Raw genomic sequence first — 10,987 nt, forward strand, 5'->3', positions numbered from 1 at the left:
CCAATGGTACTATGGCTTAAGCCCTGGGAGAGTAGGTCGCTGCCAGGCCTGCCAAAGACAAAGCAATTCCTCTTTACGGGTCACGATCAAACAAAACGCCGTCTCCTTCGGGAGACGGCGTTTTTGTTTTGGACGCTACTCCACTCGATGCCGCGGACCAACAACTCGGCGTCTCGCGGCACCCCGTGAGTTCATCGCCGGACATTCGAAGCGCAGGCAAGCGATCACCAAACTCTGAACGGGGCGTGATCATTCGGCCATGATTCAGCATCAGCTTCCGCCGCAAGTTCATTACCCATTCAGTCGAGTTCCCTTAATCCCTTTGCCATTGAACACTGCCTTCAAGGAGCCTGCCGATGCGTGAGATCTTTCGTCCCGCCGCCTTTGCCATGACCACCGCCTGTCTCGCGCTGGCGCTGTCGGCGATTTCCAGCGGCGAGGTGCTGGCGCAGGCCAAGCAGGCGCCGCCGAAGCAAGCCGCACCGGCTCAGGCCGTGCCGCCGCCCGCGCAGCAGGAGGTTCCCGCCATCAAGCAGATCGCGCTGACCGAGAAGCAGGTCGAGGGTGTGCTTGCGGCGCAGAAGGACGTCGACGCCATCACCGACAAGATTCCGGATAACGCCAAGCCGGATCCGAAGATCGACGCGCAGCTCGACGCGGTCGCCAGGAAGAACGGCTTTGCCGGCTACGACGAGTACAACACCGTGGTCGACAACATCAGCCTGGTGCTCGGCGGCTTTGATCCCGCGACCAAGAAGTTCGTCGGCGCCGAAATGGTGCTCAAGGCGCAGATCGGCCAGATCCAGGCTGACAAGAAGATGTCGGCCAAGGACAAGAAGGAGGCGCTCGCCGATCTCAACGAGGCCCTGAAGTCGCCGCCGCCGGCGATCGAGAACAAGGGCAACATCGATATCGTCGCCAAGTACTACGACAAGCTCGCCGAAGCGCTCGGGGATAGCGACGAGTAGGCCCCTCGTCGATATGATCCGAAATACCTGATCCAATAAAGAAGCCCCGAAGAAATCTCCGGGGCTTCTTTTCTGTTGCCGATTCGCGTCAGGTGCGGGTACGCATCCGCATCATGAAGCTGTCGAAGCCGAGTTCAGCGACCTGCATCCAAGCCAGCGAGTCGCTACGGAAGGCCGTCAAGCTCTCGTACATCTTCTTGAAGTGCGGGTTGGTCTTGGAGAGATCGGCGTAGATCTCGCCGGCCGCCTTGTAACAGGCCTCCAGCACGTCCTGCGGGAACGGCCGCAGGATCGCGCCGGCAGCCAAGAGCCGCTTCAGAGCCGGCGCGTTGACATAGTCGTATTTGCCGGTGACCCAGGTGAACGTATCGTAGGACGCGGCCTCGATCGCTGCCTGATAGTGCTTTGGCAGCGCGTTCCATTTGTCTAGGTTCATGATGTTGTGGCCCTGGCCGGTGCCTTCCCACCAACCCGGATAGCAATAGTACTTGGCGACCTTCACGAAGCCGAGCTTTTCGTCGTCATAGGGGCCGACCCACTCGGCCGCGTCGATGGTGCCTTTTTCCAGCGCCGGATAGATGTCGCCGGCCGCGAGTTGCTGCGGCACGCCGCCGACTTTGGAAATAATGGTGCCGGCAAAGCCGCCGACGCGGAATTTCAAGCCTTTGAAATCCTCCATCGACTTGATCTCCTTCCGGAACCAGCCGCCCATCTGGGCGCCTGTGCTTCCGGTCGGAACGCCGACGCACTTGTAATCCTTCAAGAGGTCGTTGAGCAACTCGGTGCCGCCGCCGAACCGCAGCCAGGAAATATGCGCCCGCGTGTTCAGACCGAACGGCAGCGAGGTGCCGAAGGTAAAGGCAGCATCCTTGCCCCAGTAGTAGTAGAGTGCCGTATTGCCCATCTCGACGGTGCCGTTCGAGACGGCGTCGAGCACCTGCAGGCCCGGGACGATTTCACCGGCTGCGAATGGCTGAATCTGGAATTTGTTGTCGGTGATTTCGGCGACGCGCTTGGCGAAATATTCGCAGCCGCCATAGAGCGTATCGAGCGACTTCGGCCAGCTAGTCGTGTATCGCCATTTTATCTCAGGGTTGGATTGTGCAATCGCAGGCGCGGCGACCGCACTCGCGGCGACACCGACGCCGCCAACTTTCAAGAAATCACGACGCTTCATTTGTTTCCCCTCTGTTATCGTGGACCGACCAACGGGCGACGATCTTGTGCCGTCTTCTGTATTCCGATGGTTGGTGCTGGGTTGCTTAGGAATGTCGGCCCTGACCAAGGCTCTTGGTTTTTCAATGCAATCAGTTTCCCGGCTCTATGGACCTGCCGGGCAGGATGACGAATTAGTGATTGATAAGCAAGGGCTCTGGTTCCACCGCATGTGCGAAGAGCTGCCTGAATATCGGGCGACCGAGCGGCTTCATCCGACGAAAGGCTAACATTGCCGCTGACGCGGCATGCGGCCGCCTGCTAGTGAAAGGCTGCAATTGCCGTGCTGGAGTCCATCGATGGCCAACAAGAAGAAGGTGGTGGTTGCGGGCGCGACGGGGCTGGTGGGAAATGCCGCGCTGCGGCACTTCGGTCATGCCGGCGGCTGCGACGTTGTAGCGCTGTCGCGACGCAAGCCGCGTGCCCTCCATGGCGCCCGCCATGTCCAGATCGACCTGACGGATGCCGCGCGATGCACGCAGTCGGCGTCCGAATTGCAGGGTGCAACCCATCTCGTCTATGCCGCGCTGTATGAGGCGCCTGACCTGATCGGCGGTTGGCGCGATCCGAAACAGATCCGCACCAACGATCTGATGTTGCGCAACCTGATGGCGGCGCTCGAGCCGGCCGCGCCGCAGCTCCGCCATGTCGCGCTGCTGCAGGGTACCAAGGCCTATGGCGTCCATGTCCGCCCGCTCACCGTTCCGGCGCGCGAGGGGCGCTCCGAAATGTACGAGCAACCGAACTTCTATTGGGCGCAGGAGAATTTCCTGCGCGAGTTGCAGCAGGGCAAGGCGTGGCACTGGAGCATTCTTCGCCCGGTCCTGATCGTCGGCGAAGCCATGGGCGGCGCGATGGATCTGATTCCGCCGCTCGGCGTCTATGCCGCGATGCTGCGCGAGCAGGGCAGCCCGCTGCATTATCCCGCAGGAGCGGCGCGGGTGTCGCAGGCGGTCGATGTCGACCTGCTTGCGCGTGCGATCGCATGGTCGGGCGTTTCAGATGCGGCGCGCAACGAAGCCTTCAACGTCACCAATGGCGACGTCTTCACCTGGGAGAATGTCTGGCCGGCGATTGCCGATGCACTGCAAATGAAACCGGGAAGCGCCGTGCCGTTGTCACTGGCGCAGCAATATCCGAAATGGATCGCGCCGTGGGACGAGTTGCGCCGCAGGCATGACCTGGTTTCGCCCGGCCTCGAAGAGTTCGTTGGCCTCTCGTTCCAATATGCCGACTACAGCATGCGCTATGGCCAGACCCAGCCGGGGCCGCCGTCGATCGTCTCGACCGTCAAGATCAACCAGGCCGGCTTCACCGAGATGATGGACACCGAGGCGATGTTCCGCAAATGGTTCACCCATGCGCGCACCAGTCGGCTGCTGCCTTGAGCCTTCCATCGGGCGCGCTTATCGTTTGGGTGCGAACGCCGCCTCCATCGCCCGGCGCGTCCTGATGGTGTCGTTGTCGGCGTCGACCTCGACGTCGCTCCAGCGCACCACCGCGCCATGGGCGACGTCGTTCTTCAGCTTGACGCGATGCGCAAGTCCGATCGGTAGCGCGCCAACGGCGAGGCTCTTTGCCGCCGGCATCAGCTTGCCCCACACCGTGTAGCCGCCTTCGCCGTCGAGCATTTCGCCGGCACGCAGATTGCGCTTGGCAACCGCTGCGACATCGCCGCGAAATGCATGCGGCTGTCCGGTCGGTTCATTGCGCAGCGCCGCCGACAGGATCGAGATGTTGAGCTCGAGGCCGATCAGATGATACGGCTTGTACATCGCCGCATAACGGCCCGAGGCATCCGTCTTCAAGCCATATTGCTTGAAGCAGTCGGCCGCGTAATCGTTCGGCGCTTCCAGCACGACATAGACGCCCCAGCGCAGATCCCTGAACACCGGGCGGCCGTCGCGCTCCAGCGACGAGACGACTTCCGCAAGGCCAGCCTTTTCCAGTACGCCGCCCCTGTCGCGTGGCCGCATCACATGCGGCAGATCGTCGACGCCGCAGGGCGGAAACAGCAAGCCATCCGACGGCACGTCGAGCCCGCAGGCATTCGCGATCGCCGCCATCTCGATCGCCGATTTGGTGCCGTCGAGGAACGAGTTGAACATCTGCGGGTTCATGCCGGCCGATTGCGCCTCGCCGGCTGTCAGTCCGTAATGGCTCCAGACGCCGTCCGGCGTCACGTCGTGATAGGCAGGGAGATATTTGGTGCCCTTGCCGGCGGCAACGACGCGGAAGCCGGTCGCGCGCGCCCAATCCACCATCTCGGCGGTGAGCGCCGGCTGATCGCCATAGGCCAATGAATAGACCACGCCGGCCTTGCGTGCTTCCTCTGCCAGCAGCGGCCCGGCCAGCACGTCGGCCTCGACATTGACCATGACGACATGCTTGCCGGCCGCAATCGCCGCCCGCGCATGGCGGATGCCGACCGCGGGATTGCCGGTCGCTTCCACCACGACATCCATGGCGCCGCCGGCGATCGCGCGCACGCCGTCATCGGTGAAGGCAGTTTTCGCGATCAGCGCATGGTCCCAGCCCACGGTGCGGCACGCTTCGCGCGCCCGGTCGCGATCGAGATCGACGATGACGGAGACTTCCAGCCCCGGCGTATGCGGGACCTGCGACAGGAACATCGAGCCGAACTTGCCGGCGCCAATCAGCGCGACGCGGACAGGGTTGCCGGCCGCATGGCGGGTGGAGAGAAGGCGGTGGAGGTTCATGGAAGTGATCCGAGTTGTCGTGTCCCGGCTCTGCAGCGCACCGCTTCGCGCTGCGCTGCGTCCGCGACACGTGAGTCCTACTCCGCCGCCTGGCGATGCGCCCGCGCCAGCCGCAGCAGCACCTCATCGTCGACCGTCTCGATCGGCGTGAAATCGCGGTGCGCGATGTATTCCGGCCGCGTCGGGGTCCGGATGTAGTTCGATACCGCATTCAGCGTCAGATAAACGATCTTGCGCGGGTAGGGCGTGATGTTGCCGCTCGAGCCGTGCACGAGGTTGCCGTGGAACATCAGCATGCCGCCGGCCTTGCCGGTCGGCGCGACGATGCCGCCCTCTTCGACGAGCCGCGTCACGGTCTCCTCGTCCAGCGTCCACAACGGGTAGGACGTGGTTTCGAGGTCATGCGAGGCCTTGAGGTCGCCGGCATGCTGGCTCCTGGGCACCAGCATCAGCGGGCCGTTGATCGGCATCACCTCGTCGAGGAAGATCGCGATGTTCATGGCGCGCGGCTGCGGCATGCCGTCGTCGCGCTTCCAGGTGCCGTAGTCCTGATGCCATTGCCAGACGTCGCCGGTGAAGGCGGCCTTGGCGTTGATCTTGAACTGGTGCATGTAGAGCTTCTCGCCGAAGATCTGCTCGATCGGATCGATCATCCGCGGATGCGCGCCGAGCACGCCGAACGCTTCATTGTAGAGATGCGCGGCAAATGCCGTGCGCGGCGCGCCGCTCTTCTCGCGCCACACCTCGGGTCGGTCGGCGTCGTAGATGCCGACGGCCTCGCGGGCGAGGTAGTCCACTTCCTCCCGGCTGAACAGCTCGGGCAGGAACAGCCAGCCTTCGCGATTGAAGAATTCGATCTGCTGTGGCGTCAGTTTCATGGCGTTCTCTCCTGTGCTTTTTCGTTTCTCGTTCCTCATGGCGAGGAGCGCGTCTTCGCGCGTCTCGAACCATGCGGCCCAATTTTTCCTCGGCCCATCCTTCGAGACGCCGCTTCGCGGCTCCTCAGGATGAGGACGTGCATTTGCCTAGGCGGCCCTATCGGTCGCTCTCAGTCTCTCCTCGGTCATTCGTCCCGCCGTCAGCGCGTGCGCCAGCGCCGCGGCTTCGGCTGCCCTGGCGTCACAAGCGAGAATCTCCGCGCCGATCGCCTCGTGTTCGCTCCATGCGCTTTCACGGTAATCGAGCTCGACCAGCACGGTCGCCATCGAGCGGCGCATGTGCGGCCATTGCGGCGCGATCATCTCCTCGATCGCGGGATTGCCCGCGAGCCGGTAGATCGCGCTGTGAAAATCGACGTCGAGGGCGATCAGCCGTGACAGCGGCGTGTCTTCGTCGATGCTCCGTCCGGCCTGCAGCGCGGCCTCGAGCTGCGCGCGCCCGCCGGCATCGGATCTCGCGCGTCCGGCCGCGAGTTTTGCCGCCAGCGCGTCGATGGCGCCGCGTACCTCGTAGAGCTGGCGGATGCGCTCGGGGTCGAGCCGGGTGACCTCAAAGCCGCGGCGGCCGCTTTCGGCGACCAGCCCCTGCCGGTGCAGCAGGTGCAGCGCGTGCGAGACCGGCTGGCGCGACACGCCGAGCCGCTCCGCAAGCTCGTTCTGGCGGATGCGATGCCCAGGGGGCAGCGTGCGATCGGTGATCGCCTCGAGAATCCGGACGTAGACCTGATCGATCAGGTTGGGGAGCGGATCCAGGGGGATCATGCCGGCATCCAATTGGAATACAGAATTCCGAATTCAAAGGCTAGCGGTCACCTCCCCTGGAGTCAAGGCAGACCGGTCAGGGGTGGCACGGAAGGTGGCCGGGGACGGCTCGCCCGGGCGCAACCGGAGGGAGGTCCGCGATGGGTGCTTAATTCACGGCTTCGCGCTAAACCAAAACCCCGGCCGGATCGGCCGGTCCTCGATTGTTGCTCTCAATCCCGTTTCCCGATCATGGCCGTCACCCTTGAAAGTCTGTCCATGCTGCGTCCGACCATCCGCAAGCGGATCCTCGGTATCGCGCTGGGTTTGATCTTCCTGATGGCTGTTACGTCGGCCTTCTCGACGGTGATGACGCGAAACATCGCGCATCAGCTCGACGAGCTCAGCTCCAGATATGTCGAGGCCTATGGCCACCTGGCGCGCATGAACGTTCGCTCGCTGGAGCAGGCGCTGGCGCTGCGGCGCATGGTGATCGCCAGGATGCAATCGCCGCCGGACGACGCCGGCTTTGTCGAGCGGCAGAAGCTCTATGACGCGAAGGGGATCGAAGTCGAGAAGGAGGCGCAGGCCGCGCGCGACCTGATCAACGCGATCATCGACGACACCTCGACTGCCTCCGACAACGCCCGTCTGGGCCGGATCGACGATCGGATCGAAAACGTCACTACCGATATTCGTCGCTATCTGGCTGAAGAATACAAGACGCTGATGTCTCAGCTCGATGCCGGCAATTTTCCGGAAGCGCGAGCGAGCCTTGCGCGGTCTGACGCGTTCCGCGACGAGTTCACGGAGAAGGTTGAAAGCATCCGCAAGGACATGATGGCGCAGGTCCGCAGCGATGCCGAAGTGACGATGCGGGCCCAGAAGACCGCGATCGCCATTTCCGTGGTCCTGACGGCCCTTGCATCGGTTCTCGGGCTGTTGTTTGCGATGTTCGTCAGTATCGGCATCACGCGCCCGGTGCGGCGGCTTCTGGAGGGCACGCGCGCGGTGGAGGCCGGGCGGCTCGACGGGTCGATCGATGTCACCACGCGTGACGAGATCGGCCAGCTCACCGCAGCCTTCAACAAGATGGTCGAGCAATTGCGCCACAAGGAGCGGCTGCGCGAGACTTTCGGCCGCTACGTCGATCCGCGCGTCGTGGAAGGCCTGATCGACCGGCAGTCGTCGGCGGCCACTGACGGCGAGCGGCGCGTGATGACGGTGCTGTTCTGCGACATGAAAGGCTTCACCCGGCTGAGCGAGGGCATGACCCCGCAGGGCCTCGTCAAGGTGATGAACCACTATCTCTCGACCATGTCGGGACCGATCCGCAGCCATCGCGGCATCATCGACAAGTATATCGGCGACGCCATCATGGCTTACTGGGGACCTCCCTTCACGGAGGACAGCGAGCAGGCGCGCCTCGCCTGTCTCGCCGCGGTTGAAATGGCGGATCGCGGCGCGGCGCTGCGCACCGAGCTCCCCGAGCTGATCGGCGTGCGCACGGTGCCGAGCGATTGCGAGGTGCGCATCGGGATCGCAACCGGCGAGGTGCTGGTCGGCAGCATCGGCTCGGAATTCATGATGAGCTACACCGTGATGGGCGATGCAGTAAATCTGGCGTCGCGGCTGGAGAACGCCAACAAGGTCTACGGCAGCCATTCGCTGGCTTCGGAGGCGGCGATCATGGCGGCCGGCGATGCCATTGAATCGCGCGAGATCGACCGTGTGATCGTCGTCGGCCAGACCCATCCTGAAACCGTGTTCGAGATCATCGGGCGCGCCGGCGAGTTGACCGAGAAACAGCTTGAGTTGCTGGCCCGCTACGCCGAGGGCCTCGCCGCCTATCGGGAGCGCCGATGGGATGACGCGCGCCGGGCCTTCAAGGCTGCGCTCGATGCCGTTCCCGGCGATGGTCCCGCGAAGGAGATGGCCGAACGGGTCGAGCATTTCCGGGCCAATCCGCCGCCTGCCGATTGGGACGGAGCGTGGCGGCTCGATCACAAGTAACGACACGCTCGCCTACGCAGCGAGGAAATCCAGCACCGCGTCGCAGAATTCCTGTGGCGCCTGTTCGAACATCCAGTGGCGCGTGCCCGGGATGATCGCGGTCCGTGCGCCCGGAATATGTTCGGCCAGCACCCGCCAGATCACCGACAACCCGCCTTTGGTGTCGCCGCCGCCGATCAGCAATGTCGGCGTCCGGATCGCTTCGGCTTCGCCTTTCAGGAACGGCTTGCGGTTCTCGTCGACCTGGCCGAGCAGCGTAAAAATGTTGTCACGCAGTAGTTGACGCGGCACCGCGGGCAAGCGAGCCCAAGTGCCTTCGCCGTCGATGCCGTCGACGAACAGCGCCAGCGCGCCGTCGATATCGCCGTTGCGCACCATCTCGGCCGCGGCCGGCACGCGTGGTCCCGCCGGCACGGGGCCGGGAGGCGAATTGGCCGGCTGCAGCGCCGGTTCGAGATCGCCGCCCGGTTCGGCAAGCACCAGCCTGCGCAACAGGTCGGGCCGTGCCTGCGCCACGCGGAATCCGATGTGGCCGCCGCGGGAATGTCCGACCAGGTCGACCGGACCAGAATGCAGTTTTTCGATGAAGCCGATGACGTCGTCGACATGTTGCGCCATCCGATAGTCATTGCCGACGCCGTCCCAATGCTCCGGAAAGAACCGCCGCAGGCTCAGCGAAACCACCCGATGCCGTTTCGACAACGGCCCCAGCACCGCATTCCAGGTGCGGAAATCGCCGAGCGTGCCGTGGACGAGAACCAGCGGCGGGCTGTCCGCCATACCGCGACCAATGTCGAGATAAGCCATGTCGTAGCCGTTGACGGCAAGCGTCTGCATGGCGGTCAATCCTCCGCGAGATAAGCGAGCACGATCTCGCAATATTTTTGCGGCGCCTGCACGAACATCGAATGCGTCGTGCCCGGGATCATCTCGATGCGCGATCCCTTCATGTTGGCCGCCAACGCATGCAGCACCTTTGGCGGCGAGCCCTTGGTGTTGGTGCCGCCGACGAGCAGCGTCGGCGTCCTGATCGCTTCCGCGTCCGCCGTGGAGAACGGCGGGCGCTGGTCGCGCATCTGCCCGATCAGCGTCGTGGCGTTGTCGCGCAGCAACTGCTTGGGCATTGCGGGCAGGCGATTCCAGGCGCCGGGACCTTCCAGTGCATCATGGAAAGCCGCCAGGCCGCCGTCGATATCGCCCTTGGCGATCAATTCGGCGGAAGCAGCGATCCGGGCTGCCAGCGGCGAAGGGCCGGGCGTGTAGCCGGGATCGAGCGTGGCATCGAGTTCGCCGCCGGGCTCGGCCAGTATCAGCTTGCGCAACAGGTCGGGCCGGCGCTGCGCCACGCGAAAACAGATGTGGCCGCCGCGGGAATGGCCCATCAGGTGGACCGGCTGGGTATCCAGCTTCTCGATGAAGCCGATGACGTCATCGACATGCTGCGCGATCGAATAGGTATCGCCGACGCCGTCCCAGTGCTCGGGGAAGAAGTGCCGCAGCGAAAGCGCGATCACGCGGTGCCGGCGCGTCAGCGGCCCCAGCACCGAGGACCAGATGCGAAAGTCGGAGAGCGAACCATGCACGCAGACCAGCGGCGGGCGGCCGTCGGCACTCTGGCCGATGTCCAGATAGGCCATGTCATAGCCGTTGACGTGGAGGGTTTGCATGGCGATCTCGTTCGGGAGGAAGGGTAGCCGTCGAATGGCGGCGGCGGGAGCCCAGATCAGCGGGACTTGTTCATGCCGTCAAGTTTCCTCAGCTTTCGGGTGGATAGCAATAATCTCCAGGCCTAGATTTGGCCTCAAGAGGGAAGCTGGGTGACATTGAACAGGCGAGGATGGAGCCAGCCATGACCGGGCACCATTTTACGATATTCGATACCGCGATCGGCCGCTGCGGCGTCGTGTGGGGCGAGCGCGGCATCACCTCGGTGCAATTGCCGATGGGCGACGAGAAGAAGACCCGCACCCGCCTGCAGCAGCGCCATGGCGACCTGATCGAGGCGGAGCCGACCGCGAAGGTGCAGGCCGCGATCGACGGCATGGTCGAATTGCTCGAAGGCAAGCCGAACGATCTCGCCGACGTCGTGCTCGATCTCGATGGCGTTCCCGAATTCAACCGCGGCGTCTACGACATCGCGCGCCGGATTCCACCGGGCCAGACCATGACCTATGGCGACATCGCCAGGCAGCTTGGCGGCGTCGAACTGTCGCGCGACGTCGGCCAGGCGCTGGGCCGCAATCCCTGTCCGATCGTGGTGCCGTGCCACCGCGTGCTGGCGGCGGGCAACAAGCCCGGCGGCTTCTCCGCCAATGGCGGCGTGGTGACGAAGCTGAAGATGCTGGCGATCGAAGGCGCGGTGGTGAACCACACGCCGAGCCTGTTCGATTGA

General features: G+C 64.0%; 11 protein-coding genes. 5 read left to right on the plus strand and 6 right to left on the minus strand.

The window, feature by feature from the left end:
• Window positions 1-356: 356 nt before the first annotated feature.
• Entirely contained in the window at window positions 357-968 is a 612-nt protein-coding gene (locus tag V7E26_RS26400; protein WP_324421960.1) for a hypothetical protein, read from the plus strand.
• An 88-nt stretch (window positions 969-1,056) separates the two neighbouring features.
• On the opposite strand, the gene V7E26_RS26405 is transcribed toward V7E26_RS26400, so the two are convergent.
• On the minus strand, window positions 1,057-2,145 hold the full coding sequence (locus tag V7E26_RS26405; RefSeq protein ID WP_324421962.1) for a TRAP transporter substrate-binding protein: 1,089 nt from the start codon (window positions 2,143-2,145) through the stop codon (window positions 1,057-1,059).
• Between the two features lie 91 nt (window positions 2,146-2,236).
• Between V7E26_RS26405 and V7E26_RS26410 the strand changes: the two genes are divergently transcribed.
• Both V7E26_RS26410 and V7E26_RS26415 read left to right on the plus strand, forming a co-directional pair.
• Window positions 2,237-2,413 (plus strand): hypothetical protein, encoded by a 177-nt coding sequence (locus tag V7E26_RS26410; protein ID WP_324421965.1) that lies wholly within the window; start codon window positions 2,237-2,239, stop codon window positions 2,411-2,413.
• A 69-nt stretch (window positions 2,414-2,482) separates the two neighbouring features.
• On the plus strand, window positions 2,483-3,571 hold the full coding sequence (locus V7E26_RS26415; protein ID WP_324421967.1) for an SDR family oxidoreductase: 1,089 nt from the start codon (window positions 2,483-2,485) through the stop codon (window positions 3,569-3,571).
• Window positions 3,572-3,589: 18 nt separating this feature from the next.
• Here the strand turns inward: V7E26_RS26415 and V7E26_RS26420 are convergent, their stop codons facing one another.
• The 3 genes from V7E26_RS26420 to V7E26_RS26430 all read right to left on the minus strand — a co-directional run bounded on the left by V7E26_RS26420 (window position 3,590) and on the right by V7E26_RS26430 (window position 6,603).
• A complete protein-coding gene (locus V7E26_RS26420) occupies window positions 3,590-4,903 on the minus strand; it encodes an NAD(P)H-dependent oxidoreductase (RefSeq protein WP_324421969.1) in 1,314 nt (437 codons plus the stop codon).
• Between the two features lie 77 nt (window positions 4,904-4,980).
• Window positions 4,981-5,781, minus strand: a complete 801-nt coding sequence (locus tag V7E26_RS26425; protein WP_324421971.1) for a phytanoyl-CoA dioxygenase family protein — start codon at window positions 5,779-5,781, stop codon at window positions 4,981-4,983.
• A gap of 147 nt (window positions 5,782-5,928) precedes the next feature.
• Window positions 5,929-6,603 (minus strand): GntR family transcriptional regulator, encoded by a 675-nt coding sequence (locus V7E26_RS26430; protein ID WP_324421973.1) that lies wholly within the window; start codon window positions 6,601-6,603, stop codon window positions 5,929-5,931.
• Between the two features lie 231 nt (window positions 6,604-6,834).
• On the opposite strand from V7E26_RS26430, the gene V7E26_RS26435 reads away from it, so the two are divergent.
• A complete protein-coding gene (locus V7E26_RS26435) occupies window positions 6,835-8,595 on the plus strand; it encodes an adenylate/guanylate cyclase domain-containing protein (protein WP_324421975.1) in 1,761 nt (586 codons plus the stop codon).
• 12 nt (window positions 8,596-8,607) lie between these two features.
• Here the strand turns inward: V7E26_RS26435 and V7E26_RS26440 are convergent, their stop codons facing one another.
• Together V7E26_RS26440 and V7E26_RS26445 are read right to left on the minus strand one after the other, a co-directional pair.
• Window positions 8,608-9,432, minus strand: coding sequence for an alpha/beta fold hydrolase (locus V7E26_RS26440; RefSeq protein WP_324421977.1), 825 nt, complete (start codon window positions 9,430-9,432; stop codon window positions 8,608-8,610).
• Window positions 9,433-9,437: 5 nt separating this feature from the next.
• Window positions 9,438-10,262, minus strand: a complete 825-nt coding sequence (locus V7E26_RS26445; RefSeq protein ID WP_324421979.1) for an alpha/beta fold hydrolase — start codon at window positions 10,260-10,262, stop codon at window positions 9,438-9,440.
• Window positions 10,263-10,444: 182 nt separating this feature from the next.
• Here V7E26_RS26445 and V7E26_RS26450 point away from each other — a divergent pair, with 182 nt between their 5' ends.
• Entirely contained in the window at window positions 10,445-10,987 is a 543-nt protein-coding gene (locus V7E26_RS26450; RefSeq protein WP_324421981.1) for a methylated-DNA--[protein]-cysteine S-methyltransferase, read from the plus strand.

The sequence above is a fragment of the Bradyrhizobium sp. genome, assembly GCF_036735945.1.
Lineage (GTDB): Bacteria > Pseudomonadota > Alphaproteobacteria > Rhizobiales > Xanthobacteraceae > Bradyrhizobium.